We start from the raw sequence: 23885 nt of genomic DNA on the forward strand, positions 1-23885 counted from the left end.
CAGGAATTCGGCGTCTCCAAGCCCGTCGGCGTCCGCATGACTACAGAGGACACACGCACCCTGAAAAAATCGGACCAAGAACTCGCCCTAGAAGCCCCTTCCTCCTCACGACGCGGCAAAAAAGCTGCCGCCGTCACCCCAGACGAAGAGCCCGTGAACGACCTCGATGCCGAGCAGGCAGTCCTCACCGACTCCGAAGACCCCGTCGAAGAAGAACAGCTCGTCATGCCAGCTTAGGCCGTGTTTTAACTCACTGCCTAGCAAGTTGGCATTCGACATCTGGACTCCTGCATTCCATCCTGGCTCGTGCCTTCCACTGCTGTCAGCGCCGTCACCTTCCTAGCCCGCCGTTACCTGCGGGCAAAGCGTTCCTTCGTCTCCATCATCACCATCATCTCCGTCCTCGGCGTCGCGATGGGCGTGCTCATGATGATCGTGGTGAACTCCGTCATGAAAGGCTTCGAGCGTGAGTTCCGACAGGCACTCATCGGCTACCAGCCCCACATGCTCATCAAGCCAGCAGATGGCAAGACAGCCTCTGCATCCGAGACCGCCGCGATCCTGCAAAAGATCCGCACTCGGCCCGAAACAGCCCACACCAGCACCTATGCCGGTGGCTATGTCTATTTGGAAAAAAACGGCCAGCAGAGCGTGGCAGAGCTTTTTGGCCTACCAGCCGAAAGCGCAGGCTACTACATGCAAAAAATAAAAAAGCACCTCCTAGACGGCACCACCGACCTCGCAGATGGCGGCATCATCGCGCCAGATGAATGCGCAGCTAGGCTCGACGCCCGTAGTGGCGATACCATCTCCATTTACCCCAGTAGCAGCGTCACACAGGCCGTGCGGAGCTTCCGCACCGCTACCGACATCGAGGATGAAGAAAAACGCAAAGCCGCCTACAAGCAGATCAAGCTCCATCCACGCGAAATACGCCTCCTAGGCTACACCCGCACCGAGTCCGCAGGATTTTATGCCTACACCACCCTCCCCACGGCACAGAACATCTTCGGCATGCAGCAATCCGTCAGTGGCATCCTCGTAGAGGTCCATGACCCCAATGCCATCAAAGCCACCCACAGCGCCCTCCAAGCCGCCGGCATCATCCCACCAGGCTGGAAAGCCACCCTCTGGACCGATGTCGGCGATGCACGCCTCGCCGCGATGAGCAATGAGCGCTTCATGATGTTCTTCATCATCGGCATCATCGGCCTCGTCGCCGCATTCTCGGTCATGAACACCACCATCACCGTCACCACGCAGAAGCGCCGTGAAATCGGTGTCCTCACCGCGCTAGGAGCACGTCAGGGCCAGATCATCCGCATCTTCGTCTCCCAGGCAGCCTTTGTCGGCATCGTCGGCACCGCAGTAGGTCTGCTGCTCAGTGCCGCCGTCCTGCACTACCTCAATGAACTACGCGGACTCATCGCCTACGTCTCTGGCGGTGGCTCAGTCGATACAGAGGCCCTCTTCCTCTCCACCATCCCCGCGCAGATCGACCCACTCTTCATCACCTGGACTGCGCTAGGCTCCATCCTACTCTGCCTCCTCGCCGCCTGGCCACCCGCCTGGCTCGCATCCCGCGTCGATCCTGCCGTGGCCCTGCGGGACTGAGCGATCGGTCACTTCAAACACGAAGTTCTCAGCCCATAAGGCCGTAAATACCCCGATGCGTCCGCCGGAAAATGCAACCCAAGTAGCCTGTAGATCGTTAGGCAGCCTGCCATGACCACCCGACGCACTTTTGAACTCCTCGCCGCCGCGCTTCTGGCGATGGCATCCTTCGCACTCGGTGCACCTGAGTGGCCGGAAAAGGAGATCGCGCAGTTCTTGAGCGAACAGCACATGCGACCACTGGAGTTTAAGCCAGGGACTCGTTTGCAGCGTGATGTGGACAAAAAATGGCAGGAGTGGTTTCGCCGCGTCATCCTTGGCCCCTTTCAAAAGCGAGTGAGCAAGGACGCAGCACTCACGCAAAAAGCCGCTCGCCTGCTGGAGCAAGGAGCCCTGCAAATCGAAAGCAACTCGCTGCGCGACAAGCATCTGACATCCGCTGACCTTGCAAAAGGCTGTGCGGAGATCATCAAAGCAGGCGTGGACGACCCGCTCATGCATTGGGTCCATAGCCACGCGATCTATGCCAGTAGCCAGAATCTTCCCGCCACGACCGATGCGTTCAATAAAGCCCGTCGCCATCGCGAATTCGCCCTCCTGCCAGCCTCTTCACGCTACTGGGTGCTAGCAGGCATTTCACAACTCTACTGGAAGATGTATCCGACCAAAAAGCCCACGCCATCAGGTACCGATCTCATCCAGGCAGCTAGCGAAACGCTGAGCGAAAAAGACGCCTTCACCGCCGCTGAGGACGAAATCCTCGACGAATGCCTCTGGCCGATTTTCCTCGAAAAAAACATCCGCAGCCACGAAGACAAAGTGGAGGCCTTCACCCACCTGGAGACGCTCACCGACTGGACCCGCCACATGCTCACTGGACGCCTCCATGAAAGACGCGCCTGGCTCGCCCGCGGACACACCTTCGCCAACGGTGTGAAGCCAGAGGGCTGGCAGGGATTTGAAAAACACCGCGAGCTAGCCGTGGCGGCCTTTAAACAAGCCTGGGAGCTGCGCCAAGACTCCCCCCTGGCCGCACGCGAGCTACTCGGCATCGAGCTGACCGGCGGTGGCACTGGGGAAAAAGCGGATACATGGCTGCACCGGGCATTGGGTGCCCAATTTGACCACCTGAGCACCTGCCGCGCACAGATGAACGGCCTGCTACCGCGCTGGGGTGGCAGTCATGAGCAGATGCTCGCCTTCGGGCTCGCCTGCGCAGATTCGCGGCGCTTCGACACACCACTGCCATATTTCTTTTTCAATACCCTAGAGGATGTCGTGCGCGATGGCGGCCAGTGGTGGGAGATTTGTCGGCGACCTCTCATCGCACGCGTCGCCATAGCGCTGTGCCGTCAGCGTGTCGCTGATGCTGCCACCCCGGAAGAGAAAAAAGACGCCCTCGCACTGCAAGGAGCCTTCGGCTGGCTCTGTGGCGACTACGCCGCCGCGCAGGAGGCACTCACGCAAAACGAGTCTCGTTTCAGCCGCGCCGTCATTCTCCAATTGCTCCCCTACCACGGCTATAGCGAGGCGTTGATCCGCGGGGAATCCGCCATTTTCTCCAGCGACCAAGCCACCACCTGGCAGCAGGCACATCAAGACCTGCACGCCCGCAACTGGGAGTCCGCCATCCAGGCTTTCGAAACTGTACGCGGCAAGCTCACAGGCCCCGGCGCAAGACTCGCCTCCTCCTGGCTGCAAACCACCCGCATCGAGCAACAGCTCGCAAAAGGCGACTGGGTCACGCTCCCATTCACGCCCGACCTCGACGGCTGGCAGGTGCAAAAAGGCGACTGGAGTGTCGGTGCGGACGGCACGCTCACCAATCGCGGCAAAGGCACCTCCGCCTTCATCTTCCATTACGCACGACTCGGCTCGGAGGTGGAAATACGCGGCGAGTTCCAGGCCGGAAAATCAGGCCTCGGCGTGCATCTCGGTCATGGCTATGACAAAGGCGACACCGAGCGCTGGCTCACCTGCATCATGAAAGGGGACCAAGCCTACTTCCTTGATCGCTACTACACCTCCGGCTCCAAGACCCAAAAAATCCCCAAACTACCGGAGGGCAAGCCCGTGCGTTTCGAGATCACCTGCCGCGATGGCAAGATCACCTGGAAAGTAAATGACCAGATCGTCTATGATCAGGTCACTCCCGTCGGCTTCTACCCACCACATGATCCCCTGCCCCTCATTCAGACCGGCCACATCGGCTTCTGCCACACTCTTTTCGACGAAGGCCACCTCGCCACCATCCTCAAAGTCGAAGTGCGGCGGTTGGTCAAAGAGTGAGCAGACTCCTTGCCACCCACCACCACGCCAACTTTGACATCCACGTTCGCCAAAAGACAAAGATAAGAGCGAGCCTGCATCCAATAGTGCTCAATTAAGCGGCTACTGACTCATCGGAGAAAAATACTTGCCACTGTATCAGTTGTGCTGTTACAGTAAGAACACTGAGCAAAGGCCATGCTTCCGTTCTCCATCCAGCTCCAAGACGGCACGCCCGTTTCCGACCAGATCCTGCTGGCGGTGCGGAAGGCGCTGCTCACCGGCCAGATGAAGGCGGGCGATGAATTCCCCAGCGTGCGCACGCTCAGCCAGGAGCTGAAAATCAGCCCCACCACCGCGCACAAGGTCGTCCTCCAGCTCAAAGACGCAGGCTGGCTCAATTCCCGCCCCGGCATCGGCATGGTCGTCACCGAGCCAGATCAGCCCGGCCTACGCGAGCGCCTCGCGCAGATCACGCCGGAGTGCCGCGCACTGCTCAAAGAAGCCGCCGAGCTCAATCTCACGCTCAACCAAGTCATCACCCACCTCAAAAGCCTATGATCACGATTTCCGATCTTCATAAACGCTTCCGCAAAACCGAAGCCGTGGCCGGTTTGAGCCTCGAAGTGCCCGCGGGGCAGGTCACGGCCTTTTTGGGCCCAAACGGCGCAGGCAAGAGCACCACCATCAAATGCCTCCTCAACCTCCATCGGCCCGATTCTGGCTCCGCGACCGTTTTGGGCGTCGATTCGCGAAAACTCGGCCCGCGTGAGTTCACGCAGATCGGTTACGTCAGCGAAAACATGGAACTGCCGCTATGGATGACCGTGAAGCAGTTCCTCGACTACTGCCGCCCGCTCTATCCGAACTGGGACAAGGCCTTCGAGGGCCAATTGCTCAAGCAATTCGACCTTCCGCTCACCACGAAGCTCAAAGACCTCTCACGTGGCATGCGCATGAAGGCCGCGCTGCTCAGCAGTCTCGCGTATCGGCCCAAGCTCGTCGTGCTCGACGAACCCTTCAGCGGACTCGATCCGCTGGTGCGGGATGAATTCATTCGCGGTCTGCTGGAACTCACCGAGCAGGAAGGCTGGACCGTTTTCGTCTCCTCACACGACATCGAGGAGGTGCAGCGCCTCGCCGATCGCATCGCCATCATCAATCGCGGCAGCCTCGCGCTCGATGAGACCAGCGACAGCCTGCAAAGCCGCTTCCGCGCCGTGGAGGTGGTGCTCCCCGACGACACGAGGCCGCCCACGAATCTCCCCGCCGACTGGCTCCATGCCGAAACCGCCGGTCGCACACTTCGCTTCATCCATAGCCGCCACAGCAGCGACGAAGCGCTCGCCGCAGCAGTCCACAGCACCCTCTCCGCATCCCCAAAGCCCGAAATCCGCCCTATGAGCCTGCGCGAGATCTTCGTCGCCCTCGCCCGTGCCTACCGTCTCGAAGGAAAATGAGCCATGAACCTCACGCTTCATCATTTCCTCAAAGAGTTCCGCCACCTGCGCTGGAAGTGGTTCGCGTGGCTGGCCGTGCTGGTGCTGCAACTGGCGGTGGATGCGGAATGGATCGTGCCGATGAGGGCGGGAACAGCTTCGCCGACATGGATCGGGCTGCTGCCAGTGCTGGTGTGGGGCGGGGCTTTGATGCTGGCGCTGGGGTATGCGGCGGAGGATGCGCTGGCGGATGACCGCAGCTTCATCGCGGTGCGTCCGCTCCCGCGCAGTGGCTACTGGTGGAGTCGTGTGCTGGTGTTTTTGCTGATGATCGTGATGCCAATGATCGCCGTGGAGGGACTTTTCCTTATCGCATCAGGGGTGCGGGCGCGGGATGTGCTGCTGGGCATGGTGGAGCGCTTCTTCTTCACGGGCGCGGTGCTGGCCTGGCTTCTGCCGATGCCGCTGATCGCCGCCGGAGCGGTGCGCTGGGTGATCGCGGGTGTGGCACTGCTCACCGCATTGCTTTCAAAATCACTGAGCGATCAGGTGCTGCGTGTTTGGCGCCTCAATGATGAGATGCTTTATGCAGATAGCAGTCTCGCCAAGGCGGCTTGGCTGGGTACTGTGGGTATGATCGCAATAGCTGTCTGGCAAAAACGCCACCGATGGGCACTGGCACGTCAGCTCACAGCCATCGCGGTACTGACGATGGTGTGCTTCTCGCTAGCCTGGACGCCGATGTTTCAGCCCAGCACATGGGCGGGGCGTGAGCCAGAGTGGATCGCGGAGATGGCTAAGAAGCACGCAGAGCTGCCAGCGCCTCATTCCTTCCGTCTCTATGCCTCCAATGATAGCGAGACAGGGGCCAGCATCATCGAGTTCGATAGTGGTGATTTGATGCCGCTGCCTGCTCCAGCAGAGCTGATGCCGAGGTGGCGCGTGCGTGAGGCGGTGCTGAGGCAGAAAGATCATACTCTGCATTCCAATCTACGCGGAAACTACTCGTATCGCTTCTTTTGGGCGATGGCTGTCTTTACCCAGGATGATCCCTGGTTGCTCACGAATCTAGCGGCCCATTTTCCTTCGCAGACGCTCGTCGTGGATCGCTATGGCCAAGCCCGTAACCACTTCGATCTCAGCCATTGGCCGATGCCGGATGATTTGACGACTCCAGCCGATATCGAGGCACGATTCGAGGCTGACTGGGTGCGGCAATCCGTGCTGGGGGGCTGTGAGTTGCGTGCGGGAGCGCGGGTGTGGGCTGATGATGCTGACATGGAGATCGTGGATGTGCGACCGCATGTAGATGGCATGGGTGTAAAACGTCCGGGCAGCCTCACGATCCTCATCAGGCTGCACAGACGGGATATTGAGACAGGAGGGACTCCATTCACCTATGGCATGGAGATACATCAGGAACTCTATGCGCCCCATCAGGCTTTGCTTTGGCAAAATGGAACTGATATTGTGGGCGATTTTCAGATGCGTGCTACGCAACGCGGGCGCACCCGGATGATGCGCAGCCTCACCTTCAACAAAGTGCTGGTGCCTGGCACGGGCATTCGGGAGGAGGATGTGCCCTCGATGCGCCTCATGCTGCGCAAACAAGACTTCGCAGGCACGAGCACGCACCGGCTGCGCATCGAAGGCGTCGATTTGAAGGAAAAGCTCCAACGCGAGCCCTGGGCCTATCCCGAGCGGTGCCCGCGTGAGGCGATGAATCCGCGTGCGGGCTTCCTGCGTGAGTTTCAGCGTATCCCGCAGCCTGCCGCCGATGCGGGGCCGGAGGCGGTGGCGAGGTTCGTGGCGGATGTGGTGACGCTTTCTCATGCGCTGAGCTGGCGCAGCGATATCAAAAAGGACGGCAGCCTGCATTTCCCTGGTGATGACCGTACGGTGGCCGATGCCGTGGCTCCGTATCTGCTGCGGCATCCGCAGGTACTCACGCGGCAGCCTTTTGTCTTCGTCTCACAGGATAATCCCTTTGTGCGTGAGCTGCTGGATGCCACGCTGCTGAGGGTAGGCATCCAGGGCATCACGCGGGAGGCAAATGGCCTGCGGTATGATGGAGGTGGCGATGCTAAGGCAGCCACACCGCGTCTTTTGAATGGCCTGGTCGGTGGCTGGAAAGACCTCGCGCCAGCCATCGAGGCCGCTTTGCAGCAGCGGGATGTGAAGCCGATCCTCGCTGTGCATGAGAAATGGCGTGCTGCAATTCGCACGGTGATCCCTGATGAGGAGCGGCTGGCGACTTTGAAGCAGAACAAGAGTTTCACCTCCCTGCGCGGCATCCGCAGCGAGGCCGTGCGCGCCCAGGCACGCGAGTGGGTGCGTCGTGAGTATGAGCTGAGCGTGCCTCCCGCTGTGTCAACCTCCAGCGAACAGCGTCCCCTCGTGGAATGTGCCATCGCCGCTGGCATGGAGACGGCGCTGGATCGCTATCTGCACGGTCTGCGCTTTTGGAATGAGAAAAAGCTCGATCACGATCACCTCATGGATTTGTCCACGCTGCATCGCCTGCTCGGCGGGCCGGAGACAAAGCTGGAACTCACCTGGGACGAAGCGCTGCCCTTTCTGCGCCGTGTACGTGAGTTGCGAGCCGCTGATTTCCGCTATGACCCGGCTGCGATGACCTGGAACGCGATCCCGAAACCATGAGCACTCTTCTTCATCTGCCATCATTGACCTACCGCGTGCTTCATCAGCTCCGCGTGGATGCGCGGCGTGATCGCGGTCTGCTGCTCATGTGGCTGCTGCTGCTTGCTGTTCATGCGCTGGAGCACCTGGATAGGGAAGCACTGCACATGCGGGGTGCCTTCATGCCGGAGGCGCTGCCGATGGCGGTGGGGCTGCTGCTGGCATGGCGTGTGGTGAAAGCGGATGATCCAGGAAGCGCGGACAGCTCCACACTCACGCGACCCCTGGGGCGTGGCGCACTGTGGTTGGCCAAGTTCATCGGCATCGCACTCTTTGGCCTACTGCCCTGGCTGCTGGTAAAAGTGCTGGTGTTTCGTGGTTACGGACTCGGCATGATTTCATGGCTCGGAGTGGCTATCGCCGTGCTGCTGCCTGCGGCAGTGGGTGTTTTTGCCGCGTGCTGGCTGGCCTGTCTGCGCATGAAAAGCAGCTGGACGATCTCGCTGGCTGCACTGGCGTGTCTTTACCTGCTGCTGCCGCAGATCAGCCGTGCGGCTCCAAACTTTAGCTATTTGCATTTGGACGGCCTGCAGTCCTTCAGCCTGAAGGGGCCAAACGCAGACCTGCATCGCTGTCAGGTCATCGTTGGCATGAGCGGTACGGCGCTGGTGCTGCTGTGGGCATGGTGGCGTGCCACTCTGGGACGGGTGCGGTCATGGATGGTGCTCATCATGCTCGCCCTGATCGGAGTGCTGGCTTCGTTTTGGCCGTGGAACTGGCGTGCGCTATCTGCGCAGGCTTTTTCTCGCGAGCTGCAGCTCCACATCGGCCCTGCGCCGGAAAAGGAGCATCAATCGCTCTGGAGCACGCTGCATCTCAGCGGCCTCGCGCAGGATGAAGTGGCCGCGATCATGGCTTTTGCGCCCATTTTGCCCGATGGTAAAAAATGGCCACCGGAGCCTGTGTACACTGATTTCTTCTATTGGGATGAAAAAGGCCAAAAGCAGTCCTTCTGGCGCTGGATGAATGTGGATCATGCGCAGCGGCTCAGCGGCCTTTTTCCAGCGCAGACCTCCTGGGTGGGTGAGGAGGACAAAACACGCGATCCGCTTTCCAAAGTCCTCGCCAAAGCAGAGAAGCGACACCCTGGAGCCACGCAAAGTCGCTGGCGACTGCGGCTGGCTGTTCATCGTCTGCGCAAGGTGCAAGAAAAGCCCCTCGCGGAGGTGCTGCGCAGTGGCTTCACCGCCGCGCCCATGCCGGGATGGCAGTTCGATCTGGTCAAAAACACCATGAGCGAGTCCAGCCTGAACCTGGAAACACGCCTCTATGAACGCTGGCCGCTCACCGTCCCCAATCTGCCCTGGCGACGCCTCAATGTGCTCGGCCGTCAGCCAGTCACCAATCTGCTGCTCACCGCTCATGCGCCCGGCATTGATCAAGTCGTCTGCTTGCACGAACCCAGCAACGACTGGTATTATTTTCAGCATAGCTTCTGGCATCATGAGCATGCCCGCCCGTGTGAGTTTTTTTACCATTGCCGGTCATTCATCAAACCCTCTCCGGCCTCAAAATTTCCGACTGGCTGCAAAGCACCCGCCTAGCCCTGTGGTGGCCCGACGAGCTAGGCACGGTCGATCTCGATCTCAGCCCGCAGCAAATGGCAGAGCTGATCAAACTCAACCAGGGGGTGAAGAAGCCATGAGCGGAATCATTCCCTCCTCTGCTCCTCTGCCTCTTTGCCCCTCTGCGGTAAAGCTGAGTATTCCAGCGTCATCATTCCCGCGAAGCGTCGAGGACTTCGATTTTGCCGCAGAGGGGCAAAGGGGCGGAGAAAATTCAGGAATCTAAAATCAGAAATCCTCCATGAATCTCACCCTTCATCATTCGCTCAAAGACCTGCGCTGGCTGTGGCCGCGGGTGGTGGTGCTCTTGGCGGCGCTAGTCTTTGACTATGCGGTGCAGATGGAATGGCTGTGGCCGATGAGTTCGAGGCCGACGATTTCGTTTCCGGCGGCGCTTTGGAGTGTGCCAATGTGGATCATCGCGTGGTGGGTGCTGCTCAGCGTGCCGCCGGAGGATGGAGGGCTGGCGTTTCGGAGCACGAGGCCGGTTTCGCGGCTGCATTATTGGCTGTCGCGGATTTTGACAGGCGCGGTGGCGGTGATGCTGCCGATGGTGATCGAGAATGCAGCGGTGCTGTTGGCCTACGGTCGTCCGTGGGCGGATGTGGGGCGCGGGGTGTTAGAAACAGGCCTCGCGGTGGCGGTGAGCATGCTGTGGCTGCTGCCGGCGGGGACACTGTTTCGCGGCTGGGAGAAGTATGTAGCGCTGGTGCTGTTTATCTATTGCGGCTTCGATGGAGGGCCGACATGGATTTTTAAGTGGCTGCACATGCCGTATCGCGAGGCGTGGATGTTCATGTGGTATGATTCGAGCCTGACGCTGCGCAGTAGTGCCATTGCTGGGGTGCTGGTGTTGCTATTTGCGTTCTTGCACTCGCGCAGGCCGATAGGGCGGCTGATGCGATTGGCGGTGCCGGTGGTGATGGGGATGATCTGGACGCTTCCGGCGATGTTTCCGTCTTTTCCGAGTGCGATAGAGGCTGCGCAGGATGAGGCGCTGGTGAAAAAGCTGACGCAGGATCGTGTCGTGCGCGTGGAGGCGGATCGAGTGGTGGTCAACAAAGGCGGCAAAGGGCTTGAATTGAAGACACGCATTGAGTTTGGGGAACTGCCGCCAGGGATTGTGCCGGTTTGGCAAGTGGAGAAGCGGCGGATGATGCAGGATGGAAAAGAACTGCCGGATTTGGCGGAGGTGCGGCTGGATTCGTTCTCTGATGCGACTGACATTGCCTACCTTCCGTTTTGGAAGCCGCTGGTGGATCATGTGCCAGGCGCATGGGCAGCTGACACGCTGACGAATGCTCGATTGGATGGCAGGACGCGGCTGGCGACGCTTTCGCTGAAGGTGGATGCGCTGAAGCCGATCACGATGGAATTGGAGCTTTCGGCGCAGTGGGCGCGGTTACGAGAGCTGGGGCGCATGCCTTTGAAGAATGGTGCGGTGATTCGCACGCCACAGAGCGAGATCGAGGTGCTGGAGGTGATCGCTGGCATGGACAATCGCGGTAACGAGAGGCGTGTCGCGCTGACTTTGAAGCTACGGGAGCGGCATGTGACCTTTGGTCGTCGGAACGCGGTGTTTCCCTTCATGCCGCATCTTTGTCTGTATGCGCCGGAGAAGCGGCTGCTGTGGCAGCAAGCATCCGATGGAGCGCGGTTTGAGCGTGGCACGAATCACGGCTGGAGCACGTTTCACCGCGAGATCACCTTTCTTTACGGCGTGCTGGAGCTAGGCACGGGTGTGACGAAGGAGAATCTGGAGCAGCAGGAGCTGATCTGGATCGGTGGTGAGTTCCTCGGCAGTTCACGGCATGAGGTGAAGGTGGAGAATGTGGTGTTGGGCGAGCAGTGGCGTGAAAAAGACCAGTGGCCGAAGATGCCGGTGTCGCTAACGCCGAAGAATCCGCGTGAGGCTTTTCTGGAGCATGTGAAGAGCATCCCGCAACCTGCGGAGACGGCGACGAAGGCAGAAGTCGAGCGATACATCGCGGCGGTGTATGCGGCGGATGTTGTTTTTGAGCATCGAGAAGACTTGGATGGAAATCACGAGCCGAAATGGCCGGGGAATGACCTGGAGGTGGCGGAGATCGTCGCGCCTTATGTGGTGAGGGTGCCAGAAGTGCTTTCGAGGTCATCGAAGAAAGGCATGAGTGGTGTGCATGGCTTCATCGACTGCGTGATGGGGGAGGCGCTGCTGCTCAAGAAGGTGCCTGGAGTAACCCGTGAGAAGGGAGAGGTGTATGCTCTTTATGCCGCAGGACGGACCGACCCAGTGAATCCTGAAATACGTCATGGCAAACAATGGCCTCTGAGACTGGCTTTTGCCGGGACGGTGGAGAAGCAGATTGAGGCTGTGCAGACCTGTTTGCGCTCAGGCAGTGACGAAGCGTTGTGGAGTCTGGAAGTGAAGCCCGCCATTTCCGACGAAGAGGCTTGGGGAGATTTCCAAAAAAGACTCGGGTCGGTTCATTTGCGCTACCTTTCACAGAGGTCAGGCTATCAGGAGCGAGTGGCGGCTTTGACGAGAGAAGCTTTTTCGGCGCTGCCGCGTGTGACTCAACCAGAACAGCATCAACGTGGCATCTTGGAAGCCGCAGTGGCGTTGGGGGATGTGAATGCGTTGGACAGGATACTGCGCGGACTTGCACTGCTGGAATCACAAGACCATGAGGAAAATCAGCGGCTGGAGTCGGCTCATTCGGCCATTTTTGGACTGAGTGAAGAGAAGACGAATTACAAGACGCTGAAACAGTTTGGCCAGCGGTGCCAGCACTTGAGCGTGAAGGATTTTCGATACGACGCGGAGAAGATGCGCTGGGAACTCAACGCGGAGGCAAAACCATGAGGAGAACACCAATGAAACAGCAAGATAGGGGATGGAGCATTCTCAGGCGCGGCAGCGTCGTGGAGTGCGGTGGCAAGCGTCAGCGCGACACCGCTGTCGTGTGCTGGACGGAGTTCTTGGTGAGGAGAGCGTCTTTCCCGCTCTCGACAGCGGTGTCGGCGATGCGCGGCTGCGCCCGCGCATCTTTGCCACCGCACTCCACGACGCTGCCGCGTGCTCGTTACATTCTGAGCGAAGGAGGTATGGCATGAATACGAAGGCATCATTGGGGTTTTGGAGCCGGGCGAGGCATCAGTTCATGCACGAGTGGCGTGCGCAGTGGGGGCTGGTGGTCGTGTGGGTGGGATTGCTCGTGGCGCAGTGGTGGCACTGGAGTGCGGAGGCGGAGTGGCGGCTCCCGATGCCGGGGGCGCTGCCGGGGCTGCTGGCGCTGCTGATCGTGGTGCGCTCGGCACGGGCAGATGCGCCGGGGAATGTGGAAATAGCCTCGCACACGCGTCCTGTTGGCCGTGGGGCGATCTGGGCGGGCAAGGTGGCGTTTTTGATGCTGGCGCTGCTTTTGCCGTGGATCGTGCGCGGGGTGCCGCAAGGTTACGAAATGGGTTTTGGTGTGCTGGAGTGGCTTGGAGTGCTGTTTGGGTGGTTTTTGCCTGCGATGACGATTGGCAGTTTGGCGGCTTCTTGTGCCGCTGCGGGCGATTCGGGGCGCAAAGCGGTGATTTGGGGGCTGGCGGGCTTTGCGGTGTTCTTGACGCTCTTTTTTCTTTTTGACCCGATCTCACGCCATGATGCGAAACATGGCGCATGGACGGTGGCGAGTGTGCTTTGGAGTATGACAATGCTCTTCGTGTGGTGGCGAATGAGTTTGCGACGGGATTGGGTGAAGTATTTGGTGAGTGGTGTGGTGCTGGCGGTGCTGGTGGTGATGTTTTGGCGGTATGATTGGCGTGAGGTGCCGCCAAGGGCGTTCACGGAGGCGAAGCTGGCACTGCATGTGGGCGAGAAGCCGGATGCGAATGCACAGGAGCTTTGGGCGGGGCTGTTTGTGACCGGTTTACCACCGGATCATGTGGTGAGCATACTGGAGTGCGGACGCTTCTCTGACTACCTCTACGGAAAGAAGAATGAGAATGCGCGGAAGCACTGGATGACGCAGGCGCACACGCGGGCGCTGCTGCCGCATTATCCTGCGGGTTCGCTGTGGCATGGGAATGTGGATTTGGATGAGCGGGAGGCTTTGAAGAAGTATCTCGACGAGGACCCCAAGTCGCCATTGCGGGTGAAACTGGCGGTGCAGCGGATGGAGCGGGTGCTCTCGATGCCGATGAAGCAGCGGAAGCGTCAAAGCGTGATCCTGGAGGCTGGGCGGAGGTTGGAGTTTGGCGTGCGCAGCTTGAATGATGAGCAGAAGCTCTCGCTATGGGCGCGGCTGCATGAGTTTTACCCGGATGTGCTGCCGAGAGCAGAGTTTGCGCGTTTGAGGCCGTGGAATGGCGCGGTTCCAAAGGCGAATTTTTTGGCACTGCTGCATTCACCCTCGCTGCAGGAGGTGCGGACGGCGTGTGAAGGGGACTGGAGCTCGTTGTTTTATCAAATCGGCGAGCCTAAGGATTTTTCGTTCACGCATCCGAGGCCGCAGATGGACATCGCGGGGCTGACTTTGGAGGACTGGCTCGCAGATTCGGTGCTGGACCTATGGTGGCCGCGTGAGTGTGGCGTAGTGGAGCTGACGCTGAGCGCGGAGGAGCTGCGGCGATTGCTGGAGAAGAAGTAGGCGCGGCGGGCGTTTTCTGCGACTTCATGATGAAACGACTGTCTATTCTTCTCGCCTGTGATTCCAAGGCGCAGGGCACCTTGGGAATGGGACAGCTATTTCAAAATGGATCGCGACTTTTTCTTTAATTATGGTGCCTCATTCCATCCTGATTCTCGGTGGCGGTTGTTTCGGACTCACTGCGGCACTGGAGCTGCGCTCGCGGGGCTGGTCGGTGACGTTGATGGATCAAGGAAGGCTCCCACAGCCAGATGCGGCATCTACAGACATCAGCAAGGTCGTGCGCATGGATTACGGCGTCGATGCTCAGCACACGGCGATGGGGCTGGCCTCTATCGAAGGCTGGAGACGCTGGAATCGTGCTTGGGGCATGGATTTGTATCACGAGGATGGCTTCCTGGTCATGTCGCGGGAAGAAATGCGGCCTGGCAGTTTCGAGCATGATAGTTTTCACTATCTGATGGCTCAGGGGCATGCGCTGCGGCGTATGAATGCCTCAGGGCTTCGTCAGCAGCATCCCGCATGGAATGCTGAGGCCTATGTGGATGGTTATTTCAATGCAGTGGGCGGCTGGGTAGAGAGTGGGCGAGCGATCGCGCAGCTGGCTCGCGATGCCCGGAGTGCTGGTGTGGTGATTCACGAAGAGGTGAAGGGAGCGAGGCCGATATTCCAAGCTGGGCGCTGCATCGGTATTGAGTCTGCGAGCGGCGAGGTTTGGAGTGCGGACTTGGTTTTGGTCGCTACGGGTGCTTGGACGCCCGAGGTGCTGCCGCACCTTCAAAAAGTCATTCGGGCGACGGCGCAGACGGTTTTTCACTTTCAGCCCGCACAGCCAGAAAAGTGGTGTGCGCCGCATTTTCCGGTCTGGGGAGCAGACATAGCCAAAACGGGCTGGTATGGATTTCCGGCAAATGCGGATGGTATCGTCAAAGTGGCCAATCATGGCCCTGGACGGCCTGTTTTGGCCTCAGAGCCGCGAACGCTGCCGGATGGCGAGGAGGAGCGTTATCGGGCGTTTTTGCGTGACACCTTTCCGGCTCTCGCTGAGGCTCCTGTGCATAGTCACCGCGTGTGTTTGTATTGTGACACCTTCGATGGCGCTTTTTGGATCGACCATGATCGCGAGCATGCGGGGCTGGTCGTTGCAGCGGGGGATTCGGGCCATGCTTTCAAGTTCACGCCGGTGCTAGGCGGGATCATTGCGGATGTGGTCGAGGGCAAGGCCAATGACTGGAGCGCGCGCTACCGCTGGCGTGAGCCTACGGTGTCCACGGGTGATGGTGCGAGAGCATCTCACTCGTAAAGGCGGAAGAGGCCGCTGTGATCGAGATCGCCATGGCCTTTCTCATGGACGAATTTTTCCCACTGCTGGAGAGAGTTCCGCAGCGTGGGTGAGTCGAGTCCTGCGCTATCTGCTAGCTCGCACATGAGCCGCACATCTTTGAGCTGGAGCACGGCGCGGCCTCCTGGAGCGAAGTCACGGCGCACCATGCGGTCACCATGCAGATCGAGGATGCGACTTTCTGCAAAGCCGCCGAGCAGGGCCTTGCGCACGAGTGCGGAATCCACGCCCGAGAGCTCGGCGAGGCGTAGCGCCTGGGCCACGGCGTCGATGGTTTGAGCCACGATGAGTTGATTCGCGAGCTTGGTTACTTGGCCACTGCCAGCGGGGCCCATGTGGGTGATGTTTTTGCCCACGGTCTGAAAAATGGGCAGCGCACGCTGAAAGTCTGCCTCCGAGCCGCCAGCCATGATGGTCAGCGTTGCGGCCTCTGCGCCGACTTGGCCGCCGGAGACGGGTGAATCGACCCAATGCACACGCTCGGCGAATTTCCGCGTCTGGGGCACGCCGGTGGTGCCGAAATCGACAATCAGCGCCTCTGGATGCAGTCCCTCATGCAACCCACCTGTGCCAAAGACGACTTCTTCGACGACTTCGGTGGTGGTGAGATTGATGCAGATGACTCCTGGACCGATCTCGCGTGCGAGCTCGGGCAAGGATGCGGCGCGGCGCATGCCCAGGGCTGCGGCAGCCTGTGCGGGGGCCTCACTGCGATTCCACACCACGATTTCTGCTCCTGCGGCATGGAGGTGGCGTGCATTGGCACGGCCCATGTTGCCGAGGCCGACGAATCCGATTTTTTGTCCAGTGAGTTGGGGTTTGTTCATGCTGAAGGAATGAGGGTGGGAGGCATTTTATCGAAGGGATAACGCTTGGTGTCCATGAAAGTGACTCCTGCTTTGACGAAAAGGTGAACTGCACTATCTGCATGCCAGCCACCCCTGATGGATACCCAACCACCGCCCCCAGAGCCAAAACGCGGCATGCTCTACCGCATGTTTGTCAGCATCGTGTTGGCACTGGTGCGCTCGGTTTACCGTGTGAAAACCATCCATGCAGAGCGTGTGCCGCCAGGTGGCGGCGTGCTCATGCTCTCGAATCACGTCAGCTATGTCGATGCCATGGTGCTGGCGTCCGCATGTCCGCGCATGGTCCGCTTTGTCATGTGGGATGTGCTTTATAAGATCTGGTGGATGAATGGCTTCCTGCGCCTCGTCGGCACGGTGCCCATTTCACCTACACGGGCAAAGGATGCCGTGCGCAGCGTGGCAGAGGCGCTGAAGGGGGGCGGTCTGGTCTGCCTTTTCCCCGAGGGCCAGATCACACGCCACGGCATGGTCAATGAGCTACGCAAAGGCTACGAACTCATGGCACGCCAGGGCTCTGCCCAAGTGCTCCCGGTGTGGCTGGATGGGCTCTATGGTAGCATTTTTTCCTTTCAAGGTGGGCGCTTCTTCAAGAAACGGCCTGCGCATCTGCGCTATCCCGTCACGGTGCTCTTCGGTGAGCCGATCGATGCCCGCGCGGCGGATGTGGCGACGCTGCGCAGCGCCATGCTAGCCCTTTCTGCACAGGCGATGATGCTGCGCACGGATTGGCGGCCTGATAGCACGCGTCGGAGTGCCATTGGCCTGCGTGACGCAGAGTGGTATCGCCCAGGTGATGTGTTTTGGTGCCTAGAGCCGCAGGGCAGCGTGATTCACGGCATCGTGCATGATCTGGCGCATCTGCTACCTGGAGTGAAAATCATCACGGAAGCCGCCCAGGCCGCCGGAGCCCCCATCGTGGCTTTTTGCTCACCGGAGAGCCTTTCCCGCATCACCGACACGGAGCGACTCATCTTCTGCTGGGATGCAGATGCCGCACGCATCACAGAGCTGAATGATGCACGCCTACTCCGTGGCTATTGGGATGCCGCCAGTGGCTTGTTACTCAGCACAGAGGTCCCCACGCCGCCGATGCCCGTGGGTGAAGAGGCACTGCAAAAAGGCCGCAAGCCCGCCACGCTCGGTCGCCTGCTCCCAGGGCTCGCGCTCGACTCACTGACCGCAGCATGCACGCTCGATGCAGAGGGCTTTGTCGTGATCAAAGCGTGAGATGAGGCGGACTGAGCGCGATTTTTCGCCAGCTACTTCTTCTTCAGAATCTGCGCCACGAACCCACTCACCGCCTTCGTCGCTGCATCGCCTTCGGTGCCGAGATTGGCATTGATGCGGGTGTGATTGGTCTCTTTCCCGCCAAAGACCGTCACGGGGATTCCAGCCTCCTTCAAAACCGCACCGAGCCGCTGTGCCTGCGCGGAGTTATCCGGGTGATCCGCCACGTGCAGGATGAAAAAGGGCGGGATGTGCTTCCCCGCCGCCACATGGGTCACCGCAGAAAAATCCAGGTGCTTCGCCGGATCATTGCCGAACTTCTCCCGGTGCCCAAACTTCGCCTGCGGCTGGTGGTGCACCCGCCGCCGTGTTTCAGCGACCTCGATGATCGCCGGGATGTCATACGTATCGCCATCCACTGGCAGGCAGCCGATCAGATCCACAAAGGACACGCCCACGGCCTTCAGATAGCGATCATCCGCGCAGAGAATCGTCGCAAGCTGCGCCCCAGACGAATGCCCACCCACCAGCACCCGCTTTGGATCACCGCCATACTCCGCGATGTGCTGATGCATCCATCCAAAAGCCTTCGCCACATCGCCAATGAGCGTCCCCATGTCCACCTCCGGCAGCAGCCGGTGATTGATCGAGACAAACACAAACCCCTGCCCAGTGAACCACGTCGGCTTCTCCTGCACATTGGCCTTATCCCCCGTCTGCCACCCACCGCCATGGATCCAAAACACCACCGGCAAATTCTTCGCCCCCGCTGGCGCATAAATGTCCAGCACATGCCGCGCATGCCCATTCTCGACATACGGGATGCTCCTCTTCATCTCCAAAGCGGAAGCTGAAGTGGCAAAGAGTGCGACGCAGGCGAAGAGAAGGCGTTTCATGGCTGCAAAGTAACGCTGATCACGTCTAGGCTCATTCATCTTCACCGATACGGCTCCTTTCGTTTCTCAGCCGCATCAATGGCAGCTTTGAGTTCTTGTTTGATCTGATCATCACTTTCACCTCCCAGACGCTTCTTTAACCATTCAAGGTCATCCCTGCTAACCACCCAGTCGAGCTTATCCACCGCAGCCATTCGCACATCATGTTCCTCGTCATCGAGGCCATTTTTCAGGATGTTCACTGCCTCTTTGTTTTTCAAAAAATGCGCATGATCAAAGCCTACCACCCGAATTCTTGGAGAAAGATGTGAGCACGCCTTCTTGACTGAGTCGGTAAAGACTTGGCTTTCGTGGTCAACATTCTCCCAAAGAAACTCTAGCTCCAATTCCCCCATCTCACCTACTGGCTCCTCAAGCAACCTCTTCATGCGCATCACCAACATCTGCTCTCTTTGTGGATACTCATACTCTTCAAGTACCTGGGTGCTGTATAGTTGAATCAGCCCTGGCTCGCTATATCGAGCCAGAATGGGGTCAAGCAAACGTGGCTCACTTGTATCCAAATCCGCAACGGAGGCAGCGATGCGCGTCCAAGTGGTCCAATCATTGCCCTTCGCTGTTTTAGCATTGGTGATGAAAATGTCCGTGATTGCCCTCAATTCACCCGGCATAACATCCTTCTTTTCCTTCTCTTGTGCCTTGTCAGATTGCCAGTAATCCAGCCGGCTTTCAGCCCAGGCAGCTGATCCGGCCTTTGGAGGCAACTCTTTCCAACTTTGCCCATCTTCCTGAAACTGCTCGAACACGCCCCCTTTGAAACTGATCCTTAAAGTTGTCTGGACCCCCGAGCCATCGCGCCGCCACTCGTCTGCAACATACTCCAAAACATCCCCATCAACACGCGTCGGCTCCCCAAACAGCGCCTTCACCTCTGTCATTGTACTCCCACGTTCCAACCAGGCAGCAAGCCCGTCGATGCCTCTTTTCTCTTTCGAAAGCGCCTGCCACTCCGCTAAAGTACGCGAGGACTTCTTTTTAAACCTCAAAGAGGCCCCTAGCCGGGCATACGCGCTTTGCGGCACCACAGAATGAGTCCACTCAAAAAGAATGGCCCGGTGCTTGCCACCGAGCGCCTGGACCTTTTTCACCTGTCCGCCCTCCAGCAGGCTGAACTCAAGCGCAGTCCCATCTTCCTGAACACACTTTTTGAAAGCAATGGGACCACAAAGACAGATTCCTTCATCAAACCAGTCTGCCTCACGCACAAAAATCACACCGTAGTAAAGGGAGCCGACCTTGAGGTGATAAGCTCTCTCAAAAGAGTTGTCCGCCATGCTCGCAACCCCTCCAACGACTTGAATTCGATTACTTTTTTGGTCACCCAGCACCGTCACCGAAAACAAAGAGTGATCTGGATGCTCAAAGCGTAGAAACTCATCTTCATAGGTCTTCCAAGCTCCTGTATCCTTTGTTTCAAAGGCAGCCCTTTCCTCGGCAGTCAGTTTGCGCCCTTCTTGTTGTTCCAGCGCCTCCAGACTGCTCGCGCCAAAAGGCGAATTTGGATTCGCTTTGATCAGCGCCAGTCTCTCCTGAAAGGATTTAGGCGCGCTAAATACCGCAGATGCAGTCGCTAAAGCGAGGAACCATACACAGAGAGTAAAGAACGTCTTTTTCATGCTCGATGACACGATCCTACGGCGAATCTATTGAGTATGTGAAGCCAAAACGTCCACCTCACGGCTTAAACTCCGCCACGACCTTGGCACCGGCGACGTCCCAGGCGCGGACGGTGCCGTCTTGATCGCCGCCGAGGATGATGTCGCCGGATTGGGTGGTGGCGAGGGATTGGAGGAAGCTGGTGGAGCCGGGGAGTTGCTTCACTTCGCCGCCGTCGCTGGTGATGAGGCGTAGCTTGCTGTCGCCAGCGCTGGTGGCGAGCTGATCAGCGGCGCCGAGGTAGCGGATGCCGGTGACTTCTTTGTCCCAGCCGTCCACGCTCTTGCGGCGGTCGCCGGTGGTCCAGTCCCAGACTTTGACCACGTTGTCCGCGCCGCTGCTGGCGAGCAGGCGGCCATCTGCACGCCAACTGACGCCGAGGACGTGATGCGTGTGGCCTTCAAAGGTCTTCACCATCTTCCCAGTGCTCAGATCCGTGATGCGCACGGCTTTGTCTGCTCCGCCGGAGGCGAGGAGCTTGCCATCTGGCGAAAAATCCAACGCTAAAATGCTATCGAGATGACGCTCGGCAAAGGTCTGGGTCAGCTTGCCACTGGCGACTTCAAAGAGGGTGATGTCACCGCTGCGGGAGGGCTCGCCACTGCCGACGGCGAGCGTTTTGCCATCTGGCGAAAAGGCGAGGCTATTGGCGCGGTCGGTGATGGGTGATTTGCCATCACCGGTGCCAAAGCTGCGCTCCAAGGTCCAAGTGGCCGCGGTGCTTCCTGGCGTGATGGGCTTACCATTCACGGTGCTCCAGGCCTGTGCGGGGCCGTTGTCATAGGTGGCGATGAGTTCGAGCCCGTTGGCGCTGAAGCCGAGTGCTTTCGCTTTTTTCATGCTTTGCGCGAGGGTCTTGGTGATCGCGTCGCGGTCGGTGTTGGCTTTTTCGAGGGCTTTCTTCACCACGTCGAGATGGGCTTTTTGGTCGATCACGCGTTGCTTGGCTTTCTTTTCGTTTTCGGTGACGAGTTTGATCTCGTTGGTGGTGTCGGTGATGGCGGCTTCGGCACGGGTGAGGGCTTCTTGGGCCAGTTTGAGCTCGGTGGCGGCTTTTTCTTTGGTTTCGATGGTTTTGGCGTCTGTGGCTGTGTTTTTGTCGGCGGTGGCCTTGGCGTCGGTTTTGGCCTTCAGGTCCTTCTTTTTGTCTTCCAGAGCTTTTTTGGCGAGTTCGGCGAGCTCGCCTGCTTTTTTCAAACGGGTGCCCTGCTCTGCGGCATCGGTCTGAGCCTTTTTGATGGCTTCATTTTGATAAGTCACCTCCAGGCTCGCTCGTGCGGCTGCGTGCGTGCGGAGAGCGAGGGCTTGTTGGGTGGATAGGTCGGTTTTGATCTGGGTGATGAGCTTTGCTCCCTCACTGAGCTTGATGCTATTGTCGGCATCTTGGGTGGCGGTGAGCTTGGTGGAGGCTGTGGGGGCTGCGGGGGGCAGATTGAGACGCCAGAGCTTCACCTCGCGAAAGCTGCCCGTGGCGAGGCGAGTGCCATCTGGGCTGAAAGCGAGTGCCTGCACGACATCACGATGCGCATCAGCGGGGAGTTTCATCGAGAGCTGCTGGGTAGGCAGGTGATAGATGCAGATCTGATTCGCCCGAGCTGCAGCGGCGAAATCGCCCTGCGGCGTCACCGCGACGGCGAAGACTGGCTGAAAGCCCGTGGGCAGAGGCTGCCAGGCGATGACTTGCTCTTTTTTGCCCGAGGATTTTGCTCCTTGGTCGATCCACTGCTTCAAGAGATCGAGCTGTGAGCTGGTGAGATTCACCGCGCCGACTTTATTGCCCTTGGGGGGCATTTCGCTGTCCCAGGAGTGTGCGGCAGCTTGGTAGATGATGCTTGCGGCACCTTGTCCGGGGAGGATGCCTTTGTCGGACTCGCCGCCCTTTGCCATCAGCTCGGGTGTCTCCATGTTGAGCCCGCCTTTGGTCGTCGTTTTGTTATGACAGGCGATGCAGTTGTCCTTCAAGAATGGATGCACCTGCTTTTCATAATCGATCACGCCGGGAGCAGCGTGGAGACTCGCAAAGCAAGAGGTGAGGATGAGGAAGGAGATGGAATAGCGGAGCATGACGCCGGAAAATACGTGCCTGAGTCGCCAGATCGCTCAATCCAATCATGCACATGTCACTGCGGCGTCTTCCGCCGCGCAGGAGTCCATGGCGAGGTGGCTAGGTATCGAGGAGCCCTTTGACCACTGAGCATTCCTCCACGCCGGTGAGTCGCTCATCGAGGCCATTGTGGCGGAAGGTAAGCTGCTCGTGATCGAGGCCCAAGAGGTGCAGGATGGTGGCGTGAAGCTCACGGATGTGCACTTTGTCCGTCTGGGCACGCAGCCCGAAGTCATCCGTGCTGCCATGCACATGGCCATGCTTCACGCCTGCGCCAAACAGCACCGTGGTGAAGCCCCAGGGATTGTGATCGCGGCCCACGCCCTTCTCACTCATCGGCATGCGGCCAAATTCACCACCCCAGATGACCAGCGTGTCCTCCAGCAGCCCGCGCTGTTTCAGATCACGTAGCAGGCCAGCTACAGGCAGATCCGTGCGTGCACAGAGGTCCGTGTGATTGCTGAGGACATTCTCGTGGGCATCCCAGCCGTTCGTATCACCCGAGTAGAGCTGCACAAAGCGCACCCCGCGCTCGATCATGCGCCGGGCCAGCAGGCAGCGTGTGCCAAACTCACGCGTGGTGGCGTGATCCAGTCCGTAGAGCTTTTTCGTGGCATCGCTCTCCTTTGAAAGATCCACCGCATCAGGCGCAGCGCTCTGCATGCGGAAGGCTAGCTCGTAAGCGCGGATGCGGGCATCGAGCACGCTGTCTGCCGTATGCGCATGGCGTGTGGCATGCTCACGATTCATCTGCTGGATGAGATCCAGCGTCGCTCGCTGCCGTGCAGTGCCCTGCGGGCTCTCCAGGTGCAGGATGGGGCTGCTACCAGCACGCATGGTGGTGCCCTGATAGGTCGCGGGCAGGAAGCCGCTGCCCCACGCCGGTGGTCCGCCCTTCAGGCCACCACCGGGGTCTGGCAGCACGACAAAGGCGGGCATATCCGCATTCTCCGTGCCGAGTCCGTAGCTCACCCAGGCCCCCATACTGGGCTTGCCCATCAGCACGGAGCCCGTGTTCATCTGATAGACAGACTGCGGATGATTCACACTATCACCGTGGCAACTGCGGATGACGCACATCTCATCGGCCATCTGCGCCATGTTCGGCAAAAAGTCGCTCATCTCGATCCCGCTCTGTCCACGCGGGCGAAAGGTCTTCACCGGCCCGAGCAGTGGATTTTGCGCCACTTTGCGCCGAGTCTCGACTGCGCCGTAGCTATCTGGCAGCGGCTTCCCGGCATGGCGGAGGAGTTCGGGCTTCGGATCAAAGAGGTCCACATGACTCGGCCCACCATGCATGAAGAGCCAGATGACCCGCTTCGCCTTCGCCGTGAAATGTGGACGCGAATCCGCCATCAGATGCGCCAACGCCACACTGGACAGCCCCATGGCCGTGCTGCCGAGGATGCGGCGGCGTGAGGCAGGGGCGAGGGAGGGATTCATGGATAGAGTGGTCGCTGGAGCCCATAGAACGCCTCGGTCACAGAAATGTTGCCCAAAGAGACGTGGAGGAAAAAAGCCTCTCT

At 59.3% G+C, this 23885-nt stretch carries 15 protein-coding genes; 10 read left to right on the forward strand and 5 right to left on the reverse strand.

Annotation, left to right across the window (positions count from 1 at the left end; translation table 11 throughout):
• The first annotated feature begins 306 nt into the window (after positions 1-306).
• The 9 genes from IPK32_03385 to IPK32_03425 all read left to right on the forward strand — a co-directional run bounded on the left by IPK32_03385 (position 307) and on the right by IPK32_03425 (position 15508).
• Positions 307-1614, forward strand: coding sequence for an ABC transporter permease (locus IPK32_03385; GenBank protein MBK8091052.1), 1308 nt, complete (start codon positions 307-309; stop codon positions 1612-1614).
• A 111-nt stretch (positions 1615-1725) separates the two neighbouring features.
• Positions 1726-3903 (forward strand): hypothetical protein, encoded by a 2178-nt coding sequence (locus tag IPK32_03390; GenBank protein ID MBK8091053.1) that lies wholly within the window; start codon positions 1726-1728, stop codon positions 3901-3903.
• 177 nt (positions 3904-4080) lie between these two features.
• A complete protein-coding gene (locus tag IPK32_03395) occupies positions 4081-4443 on the forward strand; it encodes a GntR family transcriptional regulator (GenBank protein MBK8091054.1) in 363 nt (120 codons plus the stop codon).
• Positions 4440-5342, forward strand: coding sequence for an ABC transporter ATP-binding protein (locus tag IPK32_03400; GenBank protein ID MBK8091055.1), 903 nt, complete (start codon positions 4440-4442; stop codon positions 5340-5342). The genes IPK32_03395 and IPK32_03400 overlap by 4 nt, the downstream gene beginning before the upstream one ends.
• Positions 5343-5345: 3 nt before the next feature.
• Complete coding sequence (locus IPK32_03405; protein ID MBK8091056.1) at positions 5346-7982, forward strand: hypothetical protein; 2637 nt, start codon at positions 5346-5348, stop codon at positions 7980-7982.
• Positions 7979-9565, forward strand: a complete 1587-nt coding sequence (locus tag IPK32_03410) for a hypothetical protein (protein MBK8091057.1) — start codon at positions 7979-7981, stop codon at positions 9563-9565. The genes IPK32_03405 and IPK32_03410 overlap by 4 nt, the downstream gene beginning before the upstream one ends.
• Positions 9566-9827: 262 nt before the next feature.
• Entirely contained in the window at positions 9828-12431 is a 2604-nt protein-coding gene (locus IPK32_03415) for a hypothetical protein (GenBank protein ID MBK8091058.1), read from the forward strand.
• A gap of 100 nt (positions 12432-12531) precedes the next feature.
• Entirely contained in the window at positions 12532-14205 is a 1674-nt protein-coding gene (locus IPK32_03420) for a hypothetical protein (protein MBK8091059.1), read from the forward strand.
• 130 nt (positions 14206-14335) lie between these two features.
• A complete protein-coding gene (locus tag IPK32_03425) occupies positions 14336-15508 on the forward strand; it encodes an FAD-dependent oxidoreductase (protein MBK8091060.1) in 1173 nt (390 codons plus the stop codon).
• On the opposite strand, the gene IPK32_03430 is transcribed toward IPK32_03425, so the two are convergent.
• Positions 15499-16374, reverse strand: coding sequence for an NAD(P)-dependent oxidoreductase (locus tag IPK32_03430; GenBank protein MBK8091061.1), 876 nt, complete (start codon positions 16372-16374; stop codon positions 15499-15501). The two genes, IPK32_03425 and IPK32_03430, sit on opposite strands and share 10 nt — an antisense overlap.
• Positions 16375-16491: 117 nt before the next feature.
• Between IPK32_03430 and IPK32_03435 the strand changes: the two genes are divergently transcribed.
• Entirely contained in the window at positions 16492-17643 is a 1152-nt protein-coding gene (locus IPK32_03435; protein ID MBK8091062.1) for a 1-acyl-sn-glycerol-3-phosphate acyltransferase, read from the forward strand.
• 32 nt (positions 17644-17675) lie between these two features.
• Here the strand turns inward: IPK32_03435 and IPK32_03440 are convergent, their stop codons facing one another.
• The 4 genes from IPK32_03440 to IPK32_03455 all read right to left on the reverse strand — a co-directional run bounded on the left by IPK32_03440 (position 17676) and on the right by IPK32_03455 (position 23802).
• Positions 17676-18539 (reverse strand): alpha/beta hydrolase, encoded by an 864-nt coding sequence (locus IPK32_03440; protein MBK8091063.1) that lies wholly within the window; start codon positions 18537-18539, stop codon positions 17676-17678.
• Positions 18540-18580: 41 nt separating this feature from the next.
• Positions 18581-20215, reverse strand: a complete 1635-nt coding sequence (locus tag IPK32_03445; protein MBK8091064.1) for a HEAT repeat domain-containing protein — start codon at positions 20213-20215, stop codon at positions 18581-18583.
• A 58-nt stretch (positions 20216-20273) separates the two neighbouring features.
• Complete coding sequence (locus tag IPK32_03450) at positions 20274-22319, reverse strand: hypothetical protein (protein MBK8091065.1); 2046 nt, start codon at positions 22317-22319, stop codon at positions 20274-20276.
• 100 nt (positions 22320-22419) lie between these two features.
• On the reverse strand, positions 22420-23802 hold the full coding sequence (locus IPK32_03455) for a DUF1501 domain-containing protein (GenBank protein ID MBK8091066.1): 1383 nt from the start codon (positions 23800-23802) through the stop codon (positions 22420-22422).
• Positions 23803-23885: the final 83 nt, after the last annotated feature.

The organism is Verrucomicrobiaceae bacterium (genome assembly GCA_016713035.1).
Taxonomy (GTDB): Bacteria; Verrucomicrobiota; Verrucomicrobiia; order Verrucomicrobiales; family Verrucomicrobiaceae; genus Prosthecobacter.

What these genes read in the sequence shown, in the direction of transcription:
- IPK32_03390 (MBK8091053.1), top strand. Translation starts at nt 1,726, where the DNA reads ATGACCACCCGACGCACTTTTGAACTCCTCGCCGCCGCGCTTCTGGCG.
- IPK32_03395 (MBK8091054.1), top strand. Translation starts at nt 4,081, where the DNA reads ATGCTTCCGTTCTCCATCCAGCTCCAAGACGGCACGCCCGTTTCCGAC.
- IPK32_03400 (MBK8091055.1), top strand. Translation starts at nt 4,440, where the DNA reads ATGATCACGATTTCCGATCTTCATAAACGCTTCCGCAAAACCGAAGCC.
- IPK32_03405 (MBK8091056.1), top strand. Translation starts at nt 5,346, where the DNA reads ATGAACCTCACGCTTCATCATTTCCTCAAAGAGTTCCGCCACCTGCGC.
- IPK32_03410 (MBK8091057.1), top strand. Translation starts at nt 7,979, where the DNA reads ATGAGCACTCTTCTTCATCTGCCATCATTGACCTACCGCGTGCTTCAT.
- IPK32_03415 (MBK8091058.1), top strand. Translation starts at nt 9,828, where the DNA reads ATGAATCTCACCCTTCATCATTCGCTCAAAGACCTGCGCTGGCTGTGG.
- IPK32_03425 (MBK8091060.1), top strand. Translation starts at nt 14,336, where the DNA reads ATGGTGCCTCATTCCATCCTGATTCTCGGTGGCGGTTGTTTCGGACTC.
- IPK32_03430 (MBK8091061.1), bottom strand. Translation starts at nt 16,374, where the DNA reads ATGAACAAACCCCAACTCACTGGACAAAAAATCGGATTCGTCGGCCTC.
- IPK32_03435 (MBK8091062.1), top strand. Translation starts at nt 16,492, where the DNA reads ATGGATACCCAACCACCGCCCCCAGAGCCAAAACGCGGCATGCTCTAC.
- IPK32_03440 (MBK8091063.1), bottom strand. Translation starts at nt 18,539, where the DNA reads ATGAAACGCCTTCTCTTCGCCTGCGTCGCACTCTTTGCCACTTCAGCT.
- IPK32_03445 (MBK8091064.1), bottom strand. Translation starts at nt 20,215, where the DNA reads ATGAAAAAGACGTTCTTTACTCTCTGTGTATGGTTCCTCGCTTTAGCG.
- IPK32_03450 (MBK8091065.1), bottom strand. Translation starts at nt 22,319, where the DNA reads ATGCTCCGCTATTCCATCTCCTTCCTCATCCTCACCTCTTGCTTTGCG.
- IPK32_03455 (MBK8091066.1), bottom strand. Translation starts at nt 23,802, where the DNA reads ATGAATCCCTCCCTCGCCCCTGCCTCACGCCGCCGCATCCTCGGCAGC.